Here is a 19,374-nt window from a genome sequence, read left to right on the forward strand (position 1 = left end):
GCACCCGCCGCCACTCGGGTCGACCGTCGACCGCCCGGACGCGCCGGATCCCCTGGCCACCAATGCTGACCAGGGGATCCGTGCCGCGGTATTTCAGCTCGCCGGCGGGTTGGGTGGCGGGTTCGTCGGCGGATTGCCGGGCGGATTCGACGGCGGCCCGGCCGGCGGATATTGCGGGTACCCGGGGTCGGTGCCGGCGGTCGGCCCCTGGCCCGGGTACGGCGGCTGGCCCGGGTACGCCGCACCCGGCACCGGCGGCTCCCAGCCGACCGGCTGCTTCCGGAAGAACTCGTTCGACGCGGGGAGCGCGAGCAGGACGATCGCGGCGATCAGGGCCAGCAGCGCGATGATCGAGAAGGCCAGCGTGACCGGACCGCTCCAGGAGGGCAGCTCCGCCTCGAGCCGGCGCTGGACCACGGCCGGGTCCGGGACGTCCCCTGTGGTACCGCCGGCGCCCATCCCGGAGAACGCCGAGCCGCCGACGCTGAGCCCGGCGCAGCAGACCCCGAGCCCGGCCACCACCCAGGTGGCGATCCGCGCGCCGTTGCGGCCCTGGCTGGTCAGCAGGCCCAGCACCACCAGGCCGAGGGCGATCAGCAGTTGCACGACCGAACCGAACGCGCTGGCACCGACGGCGAATCCCTCGGCGCCCTCGGCGGAGGTGCCGGCGTATTCCTCCCGGAAGACCGTCGAGATGGTGCCGAGCGTGGCGAAGCCGATCGCCGCGACGACGGCGAAGAGGGCGGCCGTCAGATAGAGCAGGTAGGTCGCGATGGTGACAGTGCCCGGGCGCGGCCTCGCGGTCGGCGCGGGATTGACTGGTTCCGACACGGCTCTCCTTTCCTGGCTCGGGTCCCCCGGCTCGGGGCCCCGGGATCGGTTTGTGCGGGTCGAGCGTTCCCGGATCGAGATTCCCAGATTCCGGACCACCGTATCGGTATCGGTCCCGTCGACCCGGGGTGAACCGCAAGGGGAGGTTGGAAAAGGTTCAATGGTCACCCGGCCCGGGCCGGAGCGCTCGCCGGCAGGGTGTCGGGCCGCCCGGGACTCCCGGACAGCCGAAGGGCCGGCCCGATCCGCGATGGGATCGAGCCGGCCCCGGAGAAGGTCTCTCCTCAGACTCGGACGACGCTCAGCGACTCCTTGCTGTCCGCCAGGTCGACCCGGACGGTGTCGCCGTCCCGGACCTCGCCGGCCAGCAACGCCTTCGCCAGCCGGTCGCCGATGGCCGACTGCACCAGCCGGCGCAGCGGCCGGGCACCGTAGATCGGGTCGTACCCGTGCTCGGCCAGCCAGGTCCGGGCCGCGTCGGTGACGTCGAGGCCGAGCCGCCGGTCGGCGAGCCGCCGCCGCAGCCGGTCGAGCTGGATGTCCACGATCCCGCGCAGTTCCTGACCGGCCAGCGCGGCGAAGACCACGATGTCGTCGAGCCGGTTGAGGAACTCCGGCTTGAAGTGCGAGCGGACCACCGCCAGTACCGCCTCCCGGCGCTCCTCCTCGCCGAGGGTCAGGTCGGAGACGACCGCCGAGCCGAGGTTGGCGGTGAGAATCAGGATCGCGTTGCGGAAGTCGACGGTACGCCCCTGGCCGTCGGTGAGCCGGCCGTCGTCGAGCACCTGGAGCAGTACGTCGAAGACGTCCGGATGCGCCTTCTCCACCTCGTCCAGCAGGATCACCGAGTACGGCCGGCGCCGCACCGCCTCGGTGAGCTGCCCGCCCTCCTCGTACCCGACGTAGCCGGGTGGGGCGCCGACGAGCCGGGCCACCGAGTGCTTCTCGGCGTACTCGCTCATGTCGATCCGGACCATGGCCCGCTCGTCGTCGAAGAGGAACTCGGCGAGCGCCTTGCCCAGTTCGGTCTTGCCGACCCCGGTGGGGCCGAGGAAGAGGAAGCTGCCGGTGGGGCGGTCCGGGTCGGCGACACCGGCCCGCGCCCGGCGTACCGCGTCGGAGACCGCGGCGACCGCCTCGGCCTGGCCGACCACGCGGGCGCCGAGCGACGACTCCATCCGGAGCAGTTTGGCGGTCTCGCCCTCCATCAGCCGCCCGGCCGGGATGCCGGTCCAGGAGGCGACCACCGCGGCGATGTCGTCGGCGCCGACCTCCTCCTTGAGCATCGCCCCGTCGGCCTGGAGCCCGGCGAGTTCGCCCTCGGCCCGGGTCAGCGCGGCCTTCAGCTCGGGGATCCGGCCGTAGCGCAGCTCGGCGGCGCGTTCCAGCTCGCCGTCCCGCTCGGCCCGCTCGGCCTCGCCGCCGAGCCGTTCCAGTTCCTCCTTGGCGGTGGAGATCCGGGTGATGTGCTCCTTCTCCAGCCGCCACCGTTCGCTGAGCGCGGTGAGCTGCTCGCGCTTGTCGGCCAACTCCTTGCGGAGCCGTTCGAGCCGCTCGGCCGAGGCCGGGTCGGGCTCCTTGGCCAGGGCCATCTCCTCGATCTCCAGCCGGCGTACCGCCCGTTCGATCTCGTCGACCTCGGTGGGCCGGGAGTCGATCTCCATCCGGAGCCGGGAGGCGGACTCGTCGACCAGGTCGATCGCCTTGTCCGGCAGGAACCGGTCGGTGATGTACCGGTCGGAGAGGCTGGCGGCGGCGACCAGCGCGGCGTCGGTGATGCGTACCCCGTGGTGCACCTCGTAGCGTTCCTTGAGCCCGCGCAGGATCCCGATGGTGTCCTCGATGGTCGGCTCGCCGACCAGCACCGGCTGGAAGCGCCGCTCCAGCGCCGGGTCCTTCTCGATGTGCTCGCGGTATTCGTCGAGGGTGGTGGCGCCGACCATCCGCAACTCGCCCCGGGCCAGCATCGGCTTGAGCATGTTGCCGGCGTCCATCGAGCCCTCGCCCTTGCCGGCGCCGACCACGGTGTGCAACTCGTCGAGGAAGGTGATGACCTGGCCGGCGGAGTTCTTGATCTCCTCCAGCACCGACTTCAGCCGCTCCTCGAACTGCCCCCGGTACTGCGCACCGGCGACCATCGCGCCGAGGTCGAGCGAGACCAGCTTCTTGTCCCGGAGCGACTCGGGGACGTCACCGGCGACGATCCGCTGCGCCAGCCCCTCGACGATCGCGGTCTTGCCGACGCCGGGCTCGCCGATCAGCACCGGGTTGTTCTTGGTACGCCGGGAGAGCACCTGGACCACCCGGCGGATCTCGGCGTCCCGGCCGATCACCGGGTCGATCTTGCCGTCCCGGGCGCTGGCGGTCAGGTCTACGCCGTACTTCTCCAGCGCCTGGTAGGTCTGCTCCGGGTCGGCGGTGGTGACCCGGCGGTCGCCGCCGCGTACCGCCGGGAAGGCGGCGACCAGGTTCTCCTCGGTGGCGCCGGCCTGCTTGAGGGTGCCGGCGACCGCGCCGCCGACCCGGGCCAGCCCGGCCAGCAGGTGCTCGGTCGAGGTGTACTCGTCGCCGAGCGGCCGGGCGATCTGCTCGGCCGCGCCGATCGCGTTGACGAACTCGCGGGCCAGGCTCGGCTCGGCGACACTGGATCCTCGGGCGGCCGGCTGCTTCTCCACGGCGCGGGCAGCGGCCCGCCGGATGTCGGCCGGGTTCGCCCCGACCGCCCGCAGCAGCCCGGCCGCGGTGGACCCGCCGGTGTCCAGCAGGGACAGCAGCAGATGCCACGGTTCGACGGTGGCGTGGCCGCGCTGGTTCGCCGTGGCGACGGCGCCGGTGATGACTTCGCGGCTCTTCGTGGTGAGACGTTCGGCGTTCACGGGGCTCCCAATTTCGGTCCGCCGGCCGTGGGCACGGGCCGGCATCGGCAGCGTGGCGGGCGGTGACGCCGCCACCCGGCGACACCACCTCCAGTACGAACGACACAACCAGAGTTGAGTCTATTCCACTCAACTCTCCGGCCGTGACGTCGGTCACATTCGCCGCGAACGGAACCCGCCGACCGACGGTACGGTTCCGCCCGCCCTGGTCACCCGACGCCGGTACCAGACCTCGATCCACAAACGGGTACGGTTGGTTACGTGCGAGTACGTGTGGAGCAGACGGCGTTGCCCGGGATCGGCGTACGCCACGACGTGGTGACCGCCTCCGGGCGTCGGCTCGGTGTGGTAACCCACCGCAACGGCCGACGGGATCTGGTGCTGTACGACCCGGACGACCCGGATTCCTGCACCGCCGACATCCCGCTCACCGACGACGAGGCGGAGGCGCTGGCGGACATCCTCGGCGCCTCGCTGATGCTGGGCCAGCTCTCCGGGCTGCGCCAGCAGGCCGCCGGACTGCTCACCGAGCAGATCTCCATCCCGGCCGGCTCGCGATACGTCGGCCGCCCGCTGGGCGACACGCAGACCCGCACCCGTACCGGCGCATCCATCGTCGCGGTCCTCCGGGAGCGCGAGGTGATCGCCTCACCCGATCCGACCTTCCGGTTCGAGGCCGGCGATGTCGTGGTCGTGGTCGGCACCCGCCAGGGACTCGACGGTGTCACCGCGATCCTCGCCGAGACCGACCCGGACGGCTGACGGGCGATGCATCACACCACTGTCCTGCTCATCGAGGTCGGTGCGCTGCTGTTCGTCCTCGGACTGCTCAGCCGGCTCAGCCGTCGGATCGGGCTATCGCCGATCACCCTCTATCTGCTCGCCGGGCTCGCCTTCGGGCACGGTGGGCTGGTGCCGCTCTCGGCCAGCGAGGAGTTCTTCCAGGTCGGCGCCGAGATCGGCGTGATCCTGCTGCTGGTCATGCTCGGCCTGGAATACTCGGCCGGCGAACTGGTCGGCAACCTGCGCGCGGCAGCGCCAGCCGGGCTGATCGACGGCCTGCTCAACGCGCTGCCGGGGGCCGCCTTCGGCCTGCTGCTCGGCTGGGGCTGGGTCGGCGCGATCGTACTGGCCGGGGTCACCTGGGTCTCCTCGTCCGGCGTCATCGCCAAGGTACTGGCCGATCTCGGCCGACTCGGTAACCGGGAGACCCCGGTGATCCTGTCGGTACTGGTGATCGAGGACCTCGCGATGGCGCTCTACCTGCCGCTGGTCACCGCGATCCTCAGCGGTCAGACCCTGCTCGGCGGCGGTATCGCGCTGGCCATCGCGGTCTTCACCGTGGTCCTGGTCCTGGTGGTGGCGATCCGGTACGGCAACTTCATCTCCCGGATGCTCTCCGCCCGGGACCCGGAGGCGCTGCTGCTCGGCGTATTCGGGCTCACCCTGCTGGTCGCCGGTGTGGCCGCCGGCCTACAGGTGTCGGCGGCGGTCGGCGCGTTCCTGGTCGGCATCGCCCTCTCGGGTCCGGTGGCACACAACGCCACGGAGTTGCTCTCGCCGCTGCGTGACCTCTTCGCCGCGGTCTTCTTCGTCTTCTTCGGCCTGAACACCGATCCCCGGGCCATCCCGCCGGTGCTGCTGCCAGCGCTCGCCCTGGCCGTGGTCACCATGGCCACGAAGGTGCTGACCGGTTACATGGCGGCGAAACGGGTCGGTATCGGGCGGCCTGGTCGCTGGCGGGCCGGACTCGCGCTGTCGCCACGCGGCGAGTTCTCCATCGTCATCGCCGGGCTGGCCGTCACCACCAGCGTGGTGAACCCGGAACTCGGTCCGCTGGCCACCGCGTACGTGTTGATCACGGTGATCACCGGCCCGATGTTGGCCCGGCTGCCGGACTTCGGGTGGTTCAAGCGGTGGCTCCGCCGGTCCGCCACGGGTGGGCCGACACCGGCCGCCGCGACGGAGTGAGCTGGGGCGCGACACCCGTCGCGCCCCACATTTCGGGATCACCGTTCGGCCAGTTCCACAGACGCGTAACGGGTTGATGAAATAGCACGTGGCGGCCCTTTCGCAGGCTGGCAACAGCGCGTTACCGTGTCGCCGCAACAGCCAAAGGTCTTGCGGGGGCCGGGGTGCCCGGCAGCCGCGCGAGCGGAAAGGCGGCCCGTTGAGCGTGCAGGACTCCGCGTTCCGGGGCTTTGCCAACCCGGTGGACCCCTCTCCCGCCGAGCTTCGGGCCTGGGCCTACGAACCGGACTCGGTGCCGCTGCACACGATGCCGAAGGACTGGGACCTGCTGGTCTCCGGCGACCGGTTGATCGGCACGCTCTTCGAGCTGGCGATGGACCAGTCGTGTCCGGCCCGCCGGTTCGCGCTGCACTGCCTCTACATCTACGCCGCCGACGGCATCCGGACCAAGTTCCAGGCCCACCCGAAGCGGCGGTTGCGGAAGCTGGTCGAGCAGGCCGAGCGGCTCGGCGACGAGCCGATGGTCATCTGGGCGCACAACGCCCGGATGCTCCAGGCGAGGCCGGAGTTGTTCGACTACCGCGACTGGTGTGAGGGCGGACTGGTCCGGCAGTCCCGCCGGCTCGGATGACCGGGCCGGGCGAACGGTGGGCCGGGACCCCCCGTGGACCCCGGACCACCCAGCACCGCTGGTGACGGCGCGGAGCACGGGACCTGACCTGCGTACCGGAGGGCCGCGACCTGCGGAACTTCGCACCACCAGCCAGGTTACTGAGCGCACCGGTACCGCGCGGCGGAACCGTGCAGCGGCCGGGCGCCCCTACCGGGGTCGCTGTGCGGAGGTCGGGCGGGAAGAGCTGGCGCTCGAAGTACCTCTCGACGAGCGCCAGCGGAGTTCTTCACTTGAACCGTCGCCCGGATCAGGCCGACGGGTCGGTGGTGCGGCGCGGGCGCCAGACGACCAGCGCGGTCGAGGGCCGGTTGGTCGGCACCAGGTCCCGGCGGGGCAGCCCGCCGAGCGCCTCCAACTCGGCCACCCGGCGGTAGGCGGCCTCCAACTCGGCCTGTAGGCCGGCGACCCGCTGCTGGAGTTCGTCGACCATCTGCTCCAGCACGATGATCCGCTTGATGCCGGCCAGGTTGACACCGTCGTCCTGGCTGAGCCGCTGCACCTCGCGGAGCAGCGCGACGTCGCGGGCGCTGTACCGGCGCCCGCCGCCCGGGGCGCGACCGGGCTGCACCAGCCCCATCCGGTCGTACTGCCGCAGGGTCTGCGGGTGCATGCCGGCCATCCGGGCCGCGACCGAGATCATCAAAACCTTGGCGTCGGACACCTGCTCGATCGAGACGACGACGTACTCCTCGGTCACCTTGATCACCTCCGCGTTGCCAACAGGGTCAGTTGAAACGACGCACCCGGACGTCGAGATGTTCCCGTGCCGCCGCCGGAGTCTGCGCGGCGAACTCCTCCAGCGCCTTCCTGGCCTCCGGGGAGAGCTGCTCGGGGACCACGATCTCCACGGTCACCAGCAGGTCACCGGCCTGGCCGTCCCGCCGGACCACACCCCGGCCGCGGGCCCGCAGCGTACGGCCGCTCGGGGTGCCCGGTGGCACCCGCAGGGTCACCGCCGAGTCCAGTGTGGGCACCCGCAGGTCCGTACCGAGCACCGCCTCCGCGATGGTGATCGGCACGGTCAGGGTCAGGTCGTCGCCGCTGCGCCCGAAGAGGTCGTCCTCGCGGACCTTGACCAGGACGTACAGGTCGCCGGGCGGGCCGCCCCGGTCACCGGGCTCACCCCGGCCGGCGAGCCGGATCCGCTGGCCGTCCGAGACCCCGGCCGGAAACCGGACGTTGAGCGTGCGGGACTTGGTCACCCCGCCGGTACCCCGGCACTCCGGGCACTTCTCGTCCACGATCGTGCCCACGCCCTGGCACTCCCGGCACGGCTCGGAGAAGCTGAACGAGCCCTGGTTGCGGGTGACGACCCCGGCGCCCCGGCACTCCGAGCAGGTCCGGGGCAGTGTCCCCGGCTTGGCGCCGTCACCGTCGCAGGTGTCGCAGACGCCGGGAGCGCGCAGCGTCAACGGCACCGTCACCCCGCGTACGGCATCACCGAAGTCGAGCATGACCTCGGCCTCCACGTCCCGACCACGGGCCGGGCCACGGGTCCGGGTCGGACCGCCGCCGGAGAAGATCGAACTGAACAGGTCGGAGAAGCCCGCCCCGCCGAACCGGCGGTCACCACCGGCCGCGCCACCCGGCTGGCCGACCCCGCCGAAGAGGTCGGAGACGTCGAACGGGTAGCCGCCGGGCCCGCCCGACCGGGCGTTGCGGCGGAACGCGCCCGATCCGAAGAGCGAGCGCATCTCGTCGTACTCCTTGCGCTTGCGCGGGTCGGTGAGCACGTCGTACGCCTCGGAGACGGCCTTGAACCGCTCCTCGGCCTCGGCGTCACCCGGGTTGTGATCCGGGTGCGACTCCCGGGCCAGCTTGCGGTACGCCTTCTTGATCTCCTCAGGAGAGGCGGACTTGGCCACCCCCAGTACGGCGTAGAAGTCCTTCTCCAGCCAGTCCTTGGAACTCATCGGTCGTCCACCCCCTTCCCCTGTGGCGCGGTCGAGGTGCCGCCCACGCCCCATCCGACGGACGGCGTACGGGTGGCACCTCGACCGCGACGCACCGGCTCAACCTCGCTTCGACCCGGTCTGCTCCGGCGCCGGAGCGCTCACTCCGGCTCTGGATCCGCCACCGCGACCAGCGCCGGCCGCAGCAGCGAGTCGTTGACCTGGTAGCCGCGGCGCAACACCTCGACACAGGTCGGCTCGGTGACCTCGGCCGAGGTCTGGTGCGCGACCGCCTCGTGCTGGTTCGGGTCGAACGGGTCACCCTTCTCACCGAACGGGGCCAGCCCGAACTTGGCCAGCGCGGTGGTCAACTGCTCCGCCACCGTGCCGAACGGCCCGACCAGGTCGCCGTGCTCGCGGGCCCGGTCCAGGTCGTCGAGTACCGGCAGCAGCGCGGCCAGTACGACCCGGGTGGCCCGGTCCGCGTCCCGGGCCCGCTCCCGGTCCATCCGCTTGCGGTAGTTGGCGAACTCCGCGGTCACCCGCTGGAGGTCCCTGGTCCGCTCGTCCAGCTCGGCCCGGAGCGCGGCCAGTTCGGCACCGAGCGGGCCGGGCCCGTCGGCCTCGGCCGTGGCCTCGCTGACCGGCGTCGCCGGGGCGTCCACCACCGGCCCGTCCGTGCCGGACGGCCGCTCCGCCGCCAGCACCTCGGCGAGTTCGGTGTCGTCGACCACCGGGGTGGCCGCGTCGGTGGCCGCGTCGCCGGAGTCGTCGGTGGTCGCGTCGCCCGGATCGGTCGTCGCCTCCGTCACCTCCGGCCCGCCCTCGGCCGACTTCGCGTCGTCCACCGAGCCGGCGGCACCGGTCGACCCGGTGTCGTCCACCTCTCCGGCGGCCACCACCGGCTCGGCGTCACCCGGCGGCTCCGGGTCCGGGTTCGGATCCTTCGCCGCCAGCCTGGCGCCGTCGGTCGTACCGGCCGAGCCAGGCAGGTCGCCGGTCAGGTTGATCTTCCGGTTGTTCCGGATGACGACGCCCTCGCCGGTCGTGCCCGGGGCGCGGCCGGCGGGCGCGGAGCCACCCGGCGCCGATCCGGTGGACTCCGAATCGGCGGCTCGTGGCTTGTCCGTCATTCAGCTACCTCGATCCGTTGTGCGTGGAGCCAGCCCGGACACGCGTCGACACTGAACCTTCTTCAACCTCCCCTTGCGGTCGGGGGGACCGCAAGGTCGGATATGGTGCGCAACCGCCGCACGGTTCAGGTTGGAAAAGGTTCACTTCTTGTCGTCCTCGTCGACGATCTCCGCGTCCACCACGTCGTCGCCCTTGGCACCGGCGCCGCCCTTGGCACCGGTCGGCCCGGCCTCCGGGCCCGTGCCGGCGGCACCCGGCTGCGCCTGCTCGGACTGCTGCTGCGCGTAGAGCATCGAACCGGCCTCCTGGGAGACCTTGAGCAGCTTCTCGTGTGCCGTCTTGACGTTCTCCAGGTCGGTCCCGCCGAGCGCGGAGCGCAGGTCGCCGAGGGCCTCGTTGATCTGGTCACGCGGCTCGGCCGGCAGCTTGTCCCCGCTCTCGGCGAGGAACTTCTCGGTCTGCCACTGGAGCTGCTCGGCCTGGTTGCGGGTCTCCGCCTCGTCCCGGCGCCGCTTGTCATCGTCGGCGTGGTCCTGGGCGTCCCGCATCATCCGCTCGATGTCGTCCTTCGGCAGCGCCGAGCCGCCGGTGATCGTCATCGACTGCTCCTTGCCCGTGCCGAGGTCCTTCGCGTTGACGTGCACGATGCCGTTCGCGTCGATGTCGAAGGTGACCTCGACCTGCGGTACGCCGCGCGGCGCCGGCGGCAGGCCGGTCAGCTCGAAGGTGCCGAGCTTCTTGTTGTACGCCGCGATGTCCCGCTCGCCCTGGAAGACCTGGATCAGCACCGACGGCTGGTTGTCGTCGGCCGTGGTGAAGACCTCGGAGCGCTTGGTCGGGATGGTCGTGTTGCGCTCGATCAGCTTGGTGAAGATGCCGCCCTTGGTCTCGATGCCCAGCGACAGCGGGGTCACGTCGAGCAGCAGGACGTCCTTGACCTCGCCCTTGAGCACGCCGGCCTGGAGCGCGGCACCGACCGCGACGACCTCGTCCGGGTTGACGCCCTTGTTGGGCTCCCGGCCGGTGAGCTGCTTGACCAGCTCGGAGACGGCCGGCATCCGGGTCGAGCCGCCGACCAGGATCACGTGGTCGACGTCGGAGACCTTCACCCCGGCGTCCTTGATGGCCTGGTCGAACGGGCCCTTGCAGCGGTCGAGCAGATCCTGCGTCATCCGCTGGAACTCCGCCCGGGTCAGCGTCACGTCGAGGTGCAGCGGCGCCGAAGGGGCACCGTCGCCACCCGCCGGGCCGGCGGTGATGTACGGCAGGTTGATGCTGGTGGTGGTGGCGGCGGACAGCTCGATCTTGGCCTTCTCGGCCGCCTCGCGCAGCCGCTGCATCGCCATCTTGTCCTGGGACAGGTCGACCCCGTGCTGCCCCCGGAAGGTCTTCACCAGGTGGTCGATGACCCGCTCGTCCCAGTCGTCGCCACCGAGGTGGTTGTCACCGCTGGTCGACTTGACCTCGATGACCCCCTCGGCCAACTCCAGCAGCGACACGTCGAAGGTGCCGCCACCGAGGTCGAAGACCAGGACGGTCTGCTCCTTGGAGCCCTTGTCCAGCCCGTACGCCAGCGCCGCCGCGGTCGGCTCGTTCACGATCCGCAGTACGTTGAAGCCGGCGATCTCCCCGGCCTCCTTGGTGGCGGTCCGCTGGGCGTCGCTGAAGTACGCCGGGACGGTGATCACGGCGTCGGTGATCCGCTCGCCCAGGTACGCCTCGGCGTCCCGCTTGAGCTTCATCAGCGTCCGGGCGGAGATCTCCTGTGAGGTGTACTTCTTCCCGTCGATGTCGACGGACCAGTTGGTGCCCATCTCCCGCTTGACCGACCGGATGGTCCGGTCCGGGTTGGTCACCGCCTGACGCTTGGCGACCTCACCGACGAGCACCTCGCCGTTGCGGGCGAACGCGACGATCGAAGGAGTCGTCCGCGAGCCCTCGGCGTTCGCGATGACGGTAGGCTCACCGCCTTCGAGAACGCTGACGCAGGAATTCGTCGTGCCGAGGTCGATTCCGACCGCACGTGCCATCTTCGCTTCCTCGCTTCGTTACAAGGCGGGTGACGGGCACCGCCCGCAGCGCACCCACCGCAAGTTGAGTGGACCGGACTCAATAGTGCCACGATCCGCCGTACGCGCAAAGTCGGACTTGAGTCACATCGACGCAACCCACCTCGGGGCTTCCACCACCGCGAATCCATCGGCAGCGGAGCACATCGACGGTGGTCGCGGGGATCCGGACACCCGGCCAGGAAACCGGCGGCCGGCAGGGCGCTGATCCGCGAGCAACCGTGCCTGTTGTCTGTGTTGCAGGGATCGGGCAGTCTTTACCCCGTGACGACCCACGGCGAACCGGCCACCGGCCTCGGCACGCCCCTGGTCGGCCCGGAAACCCCCATCGCCGACGCGGATCGCGACCAGGCCGACAGCACCCTCCGGCATCCACCGGCCGGCGACCCGGCCGACACGGCGGACCGGGTGTCCCCGGCCGGAGACGCCGGGACGGACCTGGGCTGGGCGCTCACCCGGCTGCGGGCCGCGATCGACGTCACCGCCTATCCACTGGCCCTGCCGGGAGCGGACGAGGCCCGTCAGCTCGGCTCGGCGCTGCGGGCCCAGCTCGCCGACTACCTGCTGCCCCGACTCGCCCGGCTCGACGCGCCGCTGCTGGTGGTCGTCGGCGGCTCGACCGGCGCCGGCAAGTCCACCCTGGTCAACAGCCTGGTCCAGGCCCGGGTCAGCAGTGTCGGCGTACTCCGGCCGACCACCCGCTCGCCGGTGCTGGTCTGTAGCCCGCTCGACTCGGCGTGGTTCCGCCAGGGCGAACTGCTGCCCGGACTGACCCGGACCACCACCCCTCGGGAGCAGCCGGACACCCTGCACCTGGTCACCGCACCCGCCCTGCCGGCCGGGCTGGCCTTCCTGGACGCCCCGGACATCGACTCGGTGGTGGACGCCAACCGGGCGCTCGCCGCCCAACTGCTCGCCGCCGCCGACCTGTGGCTCTTCGTCACCACCGCCGCCCGGTACGCCGACGCGGTGCCCTGGGAGCTCCTGCACACCGCCCGACTGCGCGGTACCGCGATCGCACTGGTACTCGACCGGGTGCCGCCGGCCGCCGCCGCCGAGGTGACCACGCACCTGGCCGAGATGCTGGCCGAACACCAGCTCGGCGCCGCACCGCTCTTCGTACTCCCGGAGACGGTGGTCGACGGGCAGGGGCTGCTGCCGGGGCGGCTGACCGAGCCGCTGCGCTCCTGGTTCGGCCGGCTCGCCGCCGACTCGGACGCCCGGGCGGCGGTTATCCGGCAGACCCTGGACGGCGCCGTCGCCGCGCTCGGCCCGGCCGTCGAGAGCCTGGCCACCGCCGCCGACCAGCAGGCGAACGCCGCACAGGCGCTGGACGAGAGGGTCCGGAGCGGCTATCGCGCCGCCCGCCGGTCGGTCGAGGAGGCCCTCCGGGACGGCCGGCTGCTCCGGGGCGAGGTACTGGCCCGCTGGCAGGAGTTCGTCGGCACCGGCGAACTCTTCCGCACCCTGGAGGCCCGGGTCGGCCAGCTCCGCGACCGGATCGTCGCGGCGGTGACCGGTCGCCCCGCCCCGAACACCCAGCTCCGGAGCGCGATCGAGTCGCAGCTCGTCACCCTGCTGCGGGAGTCCGCCGCCACGGCCGCCGAGCAGACCGCCGCGGCCTGGCAGACCCATCCGGCCGGCGCCGCGCTGCTCACCCCCGAGCTGTCCCGACCCGGCGACGACCTGCCGGAACGGGCCGAGCGGCTGGTCCGGGACTGGCAGCGCAGCGTGCTGGAGCTGGTACGCGCCCAGGGCGGCGACAAGCGGTTCGTGGCCCGCAGCGCGGCGTACGCGGTGAACGCCACCGGGCTGGCGGTGATGATCGCGGTCTTCGCCTCCACCGCGTTCATCCCGACCGGGCTGGAGGTGGCGGCGGCGGGCGGCAGCACGGTCGCCGCGCAGAAGGTACTGGAAGCGATCTTCGGTGACCAGGCCACCCGTACCCTGGCCACCCGGGCCCGGGCCGAGCTGCTCGGCATGGTCGACCGGCTGTTCGACGAGGAGGCGGCCCGCTACCTGGCCCGCACCGCGACGGCCGGGGTCGACGCCAGCCACGGCGACCAGCTCCGCGAGGCGGCCCGGCTGGTCGACGCCGCGCGGGTCGACGCCGCCGAGACAGCCGGAGCGGAGGCCCGATGACCGACATCCTGGGCAGGGTCCGGGACGCGTTCCGCCCCGACCAGCGGGCCGACCCGGACCGGCTGGTCGAGCGCCTGCACGCGGTCAACCGGTTCCTCGCCGCCGTCGACGGCCACCTGCCGGACGAGCGGCTGGTCGCGGCACACACCCTGATCGAGCGCGCCGGCACCCGGCTGGCCCTCTCGCTGAACCACACCGTGGTGGCGCTGGCCGGTGCCACCGGCAGCGGCAAGTCCAGCCTGTTCAACTCGCTGGCCCGGTTCGAGATGTCGCCGGTCGGGGTACGCCGGCCGACCACCGGGGTCACCCACGCCTGCGTCTGGGGGCCGCTGGACGGCGCGACCCGGCTGCTCGACTGGGTCGGCGTACTGCCCCGGCACCGGTTCGTCCGGGAGAGCGCGCTGGACGGTGCCGACGAGGCGGCACTACACGGGCTGGTCCTGCTCGACCTGCCCGACTTCGACTCGGTGGAGTGGACGCACCGCTCCGAGGTGGACCGGCTGCTCGGCCTGGTCGACCTGGTCGTCTGGGTGGTCGACCCGCAGAAGTACGCCGACGAGGTGCTGCACCGCAGCTACCTGCGCGAGTTCCACCGGCACCGGGACGTCACCGTGGTGGTACTCAACCACGCCGACCGGCTGTCGTCGGACGAGCTGCCCCGGTTGCTCGCCGACCTGCGCCGGCTGGTCGACGCCGACCAGCTCAACGGGATACCACTGCTCGCCACCTCGGCGCTCTCCGACGCCGGTACGGCACCACTGCGGGCCGCCCTGGAGCAGACGGTCGCGCAGCGGCAGGCGTCGCTGCGCCGGCTCTCCGGAGACGTGGACACGGTCGTCGACGGGCTCGCCGAGCTGGTCGACCCCGGGCGGGCCGACGACGACGTGGACCGGCCGACGATCCGCCGGCTGATCGACGCGCTGGCCGCCGCGGCCGGCGTACCGGCGGTGGCGGAGGCGACCGAGCAGGCGTACCGGCACCGGGCGGTGGCCGCGACCGGCTGGCCGCTGGCCCGGGGCCTGCGACGGCTCCGCCCCGACCCGCTCCGCCGGTTGTACCTGACCGGGGCACCCGCCGAGCCGGAGCGGGCGCCGGAGACCGGCGGGCTGCTCGGCCTCGACCGACCGCCGGTGGCGGCCTCCTCGATACCCGAGCCGAGCGCGGCCCAGCGCTCCGCCGTCGGACTGGCCGTCCGGGCGGTCGCCGACCGGGCCGGGGCGACCCTGCCGGGCCCCTGGCCGGCGGCGGTTTCCGCGGCGGCCCGGTCCCGGCTGGCCGACCTGCCCGACGCGCTCGACCGGGCCGTCGGCACCACCGACCTCGGGATGGAGCGCCAGCCGGTCTGGTGGCGGCTGGTCAACGCGGTGCAGTGGCTGGTGACCGTCGTCGCCGCGATCGGGCTGGGCTGGCTGCTCCTCGGCTACGCGGTACGCGCCCTCGGGCTGCCGCAACTCGACTATCCGATGGTCGGGGTGGCGCCACTGCCCACCGTCGGGCTGCTCGGCGGCCTGCTCTGCGGCGTACTGCTCTCGTTGCTGGTCAAGCCCGTGATCAGGTGGGCCGCCCGGCGAGCCCGGTGGCGGGCCGAGGGCCGGATGCACGACGCGGTGGCCGAGGCCGCCCGGGGCTACGTGGTGACCCCGGTCCGCGAGGTGCTGCGGGCGTACGCCGAGGCGCGGTCCGCGCTGGCCGTCGCCGCCGCCCGCCGATGACCGACCGCAGGTGGCGGCGGCTCCTGGTCCGGGGCGGGCTGGTGCTGCTCGGCATACTGCACGTCTCCTGGGGAGTGCCGGCCGTGCTCGCCCCACGGTGGTTCTTCGACAACTTCCCCGGCTTCGGGCTCTCCTGGACGGCCGGCTACCCGCCGTACAACCCGCACCTGATGACCGACGTCGGGGCGGCGTTCCTGACCCTGGGTGTGATGCTGCTGGCCGCCGCCTGGCTCGACGACCGGCGGGTCACCGCCGTGGTACTCGCCGGGCTGCTGGTCTTCAGCACCGTGCACCTGGTGTTCCATCTGGCGCACGCCGGCACGCTGAGCAGTGCCGATCTGCTCGCCAGCCGGGGCACACTGCTGCTCGGCGTACTCGGTCCCGGCGCGCTGCTCGTGCTGGACCGGGGCCGGCGGGCGTAGGGTCGCTGCATGGCCACGCCTCGGACCCCCTTTGAAGCCGTGCTGCACGCCGCCCGCGACGTGACCAAGCTCGACTGCGCGCTCGACGCCGAGATGCTCGGCACGGCACTCCTGGGCAGCGTCTACGCGATCGCGGAGGAGGATCGCAACAGCGCCGTACGGGACTTCGTGGGCGATTTCCTCTCCGCGACGTCCCGTCGGCGCACCGCCGCCGCGACCACGATCCGGACCGTCTTCGCCGCCCTGGTACCGGACGCCGCCGGCGCCGCCTCGGTGAAGCCGGGCGCGCAGGCGCCGTCCTGGTCGGGCCAGCTCGGCAAGGTACGCCTGACCGGCAGCTACGCCTACGGCGACGTGTACGGCGACCAGACCTCCTACCTCGCCACCTTCGCGTACGACGACAGCACGTCCGGTGGCCCGGAACACGCCGTGGTGGCCCTGGTCGACCACAACATCGGCATCACCAAGGACGTCTTCGTCGGCGGTCCCGCCGAGCGGATCCTCGGACAGGTCCGGGAGATGTGTGCCGGCGACGCGCTGACCTGGTTCCGCGAGGAGGATCCGGCCCGGCTGCGCGGCGAGGTGGCCCGGCACCTGGACATCACCGACGAGTTGGGGGACCTGCCCGACGAGGGCTCGCTGGCCACCGACCGGACCCTGGTCGGCGCCCGGCTGGCGCTGCTGCCCCCGCCCGCGCCGACCGCCACGATCGGCGACGAGCCGGAGCCGCTCTCCACCGCCGAGCGGGACCGCCTGGTCCGGTCCTTCCTCGCCTCGCCCGACGCCGCCCGGTTCGGCCTGCCCGAGGTGCCCGAGGCCGACCTCGCCTCGCTGCACTTCTGCCTCAGCCTCGTGCTCGACCACTCGGCGACCTTCGCCGACCCGGACCCGCTGCGGTGGAGTCCGGCGGTGGCCGGCCTGTTCCTGCTCGACTGGGTGCACCGGCGGGCGGTACTCGACATGGACGACGCGGCGATGCTGCCCCGGGTGGTCCGGAGCTGGGCCGCGTACGCCGGCCGACTGCGGGGGCTGCCGGCCGAGGCGGCGACCCAGACCGACACCTCGATCGAGGAGATGGTGCCGGAGTTCGTCCGGCTCTATACCACCGGGGAGCGGCGCAGTCCGGCGACAGCGGCGGTGGCCCAGCTCATCGCCGACGGCGTCGACCCGAACGACCCGGCGGCACTGGACGCCTGGATCGAGGCGAACCGGCAGCGCCTGGACGACGAGCCGGCCTAGCCGCGGTCAGCCCTCCTCGACCGGTTGCCCCAACAGCTTGGCCCGGCGGGCGGTCAGCGCCGGCAGGTCGACCCGGACCGGCCACGGGTGCCCGGTCGCGAACGGCTCCGTCGTGTAGTGGGTGACGTAGCGGTATTTCCGGCTGCCCTGGTCGAGCACCAGCTCGGCGAGGGAGATGGTCGGCTTCTCCTCCTCCGGCACCACGATCCAGTACGCCGGCACCCCGGCCCGGGCGTAGAGCGCCCGCTTGGTCTCGGTGTCCCGCAGCGCCGAGGTCGGCGACACCACCTCGACCACCAGCAGCGCGTCGGTGATCGGGAACGGCGTACGCCGCAGGTGCTCCGCCCGGGTCACCACCACGTCCGGCCGCGGCTCGTTGTGCTCATCCACGCTGGTCGACTGGTCGGTGCCGACCGCGTACTCGTCAGAGGGATTCGAATCCTCCAGGATGTTGGCGATCCACCGGGCGATGGTGTTGTGGTCGATCGTGGCCGAGGGGGACACGATGATGCTCCCGTCAATCAGCTCGTAGCGCCGGCCGTCATCGGGCAGGGCGTGCAGGTCTGCCGTGGTGTAGCCGTGCGGGCCGGGCCGGTCGAGGGCGATCGGGGCGGCGGTCATCGGACCTCCGGGATCGGTCGGGGAAGCCACGAGGTCAAGGCTACGGGTGGGACGTTCACGGGCGCCACGCTAACGGAGAGCACCGACAGTTTCACGTAACGGCGACGGGGCGGCGCGAGTGCGCCGCCCCGTCGTCTGGTACCCGGGAAATCAGATCTCGACCTCGTGGTCGTCGTGCAGGCCGCCACCGCCACCGGCCGGCGCGGTGGTGCCGCCGGTCGGGCCGGTCAGCGGCGTGCTGAGGCTGCGGGTGTCGTAGGCGTACGTGATGAGCGCGTGCGCGACCGCGTCGGACATCTCGTCGATCGCCTTCAGGCTGATGTTGTCGATGTCGTCGCACGCCTGGTGGTAGCACGGGTCGTAGGACTGTCCGGCGGTGCCGCCGTAGACCCGGGCCTCCTCGGCCGTCTTGACCAGCTCGGCCCCGGTGAAGAGGCCGCCGGACGGGATGTCCACCCCGGCCGCGATGAACGGACCGTAGTCACTACGCCCGGAGAACGGCGTCTCGGCCGAGGCCAGCCGCTGCGACCGGAAGTAGTCGTGGAAGAGCTTCTCGATCGCTCCGGAGCCGGGCGGGCCGGCCGCCGACCCGCTGCCGGGCGGGAAGGCCGAGTTGTCGCCGTCGTAGACGAACCGGACGTAGTTCGGCGAGCCGACCATGTCGAAGTTCAGGTAGAGGGCGATCTTGTCCCGCTCCGCCTGCGGCAGGTTGGCGACGTAGTACGTCGAGCCGACCAGGTTGGCCTCCTCGGCGCCCCAGAGCGCGAACCGGACCTTGTTCTTCGTGGGGAACCAGCGCATCTGCTCGGCGATCTCCAGCAGCGCGGCACTGCCGCTGCCGTTGTCGTTGATCCCCGGGCCCTCCGGTACCGAGTCGAGGTGTGCTCCCGCCATCACCACGTTGCCCGGGTCGCCCCAGCGTGACTCGGCGAAGATGTTCTCGGTGGTGGCCATGCCCCGGAACGTGTCGGTGGCGACCCGCAGGGTGAGGCCACCGGCGACCTGCCCGACCAGTTCCTGGCCGAGCGCCTGCGAGACGCCGACGGCGGCGAAGTCCAGGGTGTACGTGTTGCCGAGCGTCCCGGAGAGGTCACCCGGGATGTTGTTGTAGATGACCACCGCCGCCGCGCCGGCCGCCGCCGCCGTGCTGGCCTTCTGCCCGAACGGGCAGGCGCCCCGGCTGATCACGACGATCGTGCCGACGTTCGCCGGGCCGAAGTCGCCCGGGTTGCAGCCCTGGGAGTCGCCGGCCGGCACGCTGGCCGGGGCGGTCACGTCGGCGCTGCCCGAGTAGCTCATGATCCGATGTGGCAGATCGCCGGCCGGCGCCGAGGTCCGTTCCAGTTCGGACGGAGTGTTGATCAGGAAGGTCTGGAAGTCGAACGCCTGCCGGGTGACCCGGTATCCGGCGTTCCGGAACACCTTTTCCGCGTAGTCGACCGACTTGTCATATCCGGGCGCGCCCGAGGCACGGTTGCCGTTGTTACGGTCCGCAATCTTCTGTAGCTCTTTGAGATGCTTCTGTACGCCCTTGGCCGTGACGGCCTTCCGCAGCACCCAGGAGCCGAGGCTCCCGGGGCCGGAACTGGCCTGTGCCGGCGCTGGCGCCGCCACCACCGCGAGCGCTGTCACGAGCGTGGTGGCCAGTAGGCCACGGCTCCACCGATTGCTGGTGCGACCCACGCTGCCTCCCTGTCGGTTCACCGGGGTTACCGGTCTTATCGAGGGAGGTCAGCATAGCCACGGGTCACTGGCCGGTGAATAGTCCAGACGAGTGTGCTTACCGCCCGGC

15 protein-coding genes are annotated in these 19,374 nt (G+C 72.1%); 7 read left to right on the plus strand and 8 right to left on the minus strand.

Annotated elements, in window-relative coordinates:
* Positions 1 to 93: 93 nt before the first annotated feature.
* Complete coding sequence (locus tag Pma05_RS22085) at positions 94 to 831, minus strand: hypothetical protein (protein ID WP_203859354.1); 738 nt, start codon at positions 829 to 831, stop codon at positions 94 to 96.
* A gap of 284 nt (positions 832 to 1,115) precedes the next feature.
* Positions 1,116 to 3,707, minus strand: coding sequence for an ATP-dependent chaperone ClpB (gene clpB / locus Pma05_RS22090; protein ID WP_203859355.1), 2,592 nt, complete (start codon positions 3,705 to 3,707; stop codon positions 1,116 to 1,118).
* A 261-nt stretch (positions 3,708 to 3,968) separates the two neighbouring features.
* Here clpB and Pma05_RS22095 point away from each other — a divergent pair, with 261 nt between their 5' ends.
* From Pma05_RS22095 to Pma05_RS22105, 3 genes are all read left to right on the plus strand, one after another.
* Entirely contained in the window at positions 3,969 to 4,469 is a 501-nt protein-coding gene (locus Pma05_RS22095; protein ID WP_203859356.1) for a cation:proton antiporter regulatory subunit, read from the plus strand.
* Positions 4,470 to 4,475: 6 nt separating this feature from the next.
* Positions 4,476 to 5,678 (plus strand): cation:proton antiporter, encoded by a 1,203-nt coding sequence (locus Pma05_RS22100; protein WP_203859357.1) that lies wholly within the window; start codon positions 4,476 to 4,478, stop codon positions 5,676 to 5,678.
* Positions 5,679 to 5,877: 199 nt separating this feature from the next.
* Positions 5,878 to 6,309, plus strand: coding sequence for a hypothetical protein (locus Pma05_RS22105; RefSeq protein ID WP_203859358.1), 432 nt, complete (start codon positions 5,878 to 5,880; stop codon positions 6,307 to 6,309).
* A gap of 289 nt (positions 6,310 to 6,598) precedes the next feature.
* Here Pma05_RS22105 and Pma05_RS22110 read toward each other — a convergent pair whose 3' ends face one another.
* The 4 genes from Pma05_RS22110 to dnaK form a co-directional block, all read right to left on the minus strand.
* Entirely contained in the window at positions 6,599 to 6,991 is a 393-nt protein-coding gene (locus tag Pma05_RS22110; RefSeq protein ID WP_203859379.1) for a heat shock protein transcriptional repressor HspR, read from the minus strand.
* Between the two features lie 85 nt (positions 6,992 to 7,076).
* Positions 7,077 to 8,264: a molecular chaperone DnaJ gene (dnaJ, locus tag Pma05_RS22115; protein ID WP_203859359.1), complete on the minus strand. Its 1,188-nt coding sequence runs from the start codon at positions 8,262 to 8,264 to the stop codon at positions 7,077 to 7,079.
* 140 nt (positions 8,265 to 8,404) lie between these two features.
* Positions 8,405 to 9,376, minus strand: coding sequence for a nucleotide exchange factor GrpE (locus Pma05_RS22120; protein ID WP_203859360.1), 972 nt, complete (start codon positions 9,374 to 9,376; stop codon positions 8,405 to 8,407).
* A 141-nt stretch (positions 9,377 to 9,517) separates the two neighbouring features.
* Positions 9,518 to 11,407: a molecular chaperone DnaK gene (gene dnaK / locus Pma05_RS22125; RefSeq protein WP_203859361.1), complete on the minus strand. Its 1,890-nt coding sequence runs from the start codon at positions 11,405 to 11,407 to the stop codon at positions 9,518 to 9,520.
* Positions 11,408 to 11,710: 303 nt separating this feature from the next.
* Here dnaK and Pma05_RS22130 point away from each other — a divergent pair, with 303 nt between their 5' ends.
* From Pma05_RS22130 to Pma05_RS22145, 4 genes are read left to right on the plus strand one after another with little or no spacing between them, the layout of a single operon-like run.
* Positions 11,711 to 13,588: a GTPase domain-containing protein gene (locus Pma05_RS22130; RefSeq protein ID WP_203859362.1), complete on the plus strand. Its 1,878-nt coding sequence runs from the start codon at positions 11,711 to 11,713 to the stop codon at positions 13,586 to 13,588.
* Entirely contained in the window at positions 13,585 to 15,300 is a 1,716-nt protein-coding gene (locus Pma05_RS22135) for a GTPase (RefSeq protein ID WP_203859363.1), read from the plus strand. The genes Pma05_RS22130 and Pma05_RS22135 overlap by 4 nt, the downstream gene beginning before the upstream one ends.
* A complete protein-coding gene (locus tag Pma05_RS22140; protein ID WP_203859364.1) occupies positions 15,297 to 15,722 on the plus strand; it encodes a hypothetical protein in 426 nt (141 codons plus the stop codon). The genes Pma05_RS22135 and Pma05_RS22140 overlap by 4 nt, the downstream gene beginning before the upstream one ends.
* A 9-nt stretch (positions 15,723 to 15,731) precedes the next feature.
* Positions 15,732 to 16,961, plus strand: coding sequence for a hypothetical protein (locus Pma05_RS22145; protein WP_203859365.1), 1,230 nt, complete (start codon positions 15,732 to 15,734; stop codon positions 16,959 to 16,961).
* Positions 16,962 to 16,967: 6 nt separating this feature from the next.
* Here the strand turns inward: Pma05_RS22145 and Pma05_RS22150 are convergent, their stop codons facing one another.
* Positions 16,968 to 17,582 carry a Uma2 family endonuclease gene (locus tag Pma05_RS22150; protein WP_203859366.1) on the minus strand — a complete coding sequence of 205 codons (615 nt, stop codon included), beginning with the start codon at positions 17,580 to 17,582 and terminating at the stop codon, positions 16,968 to 16,970.
* Positions 17,583 to 17,732: 150 nt separating this feature from the next.
* Complete coding sequence (locus tag Pma05_RS22155; RefSeq protein WP_203859367.1) at positions 17,733 to 19,265, minus strand: M28 family metallopeptidase; 1,533 nt, start codon at positions 19,263 to 19,265, stop codon at positions 17,733 to 17,735.
* Between the last annotated feature and the right edge of the window lie 109 nt (positions 19,266 to 19,374).

Origin of the sequence: Plantactinospora mayteni (assembly GCF_016862935.1) — a bacterium.
GTDB lineage: Bacteria > Actinomycetota > Actinomycetes > Mycobacteriales > Micromonosporaceae > Plantactinospora > Plantactinospora mayteni.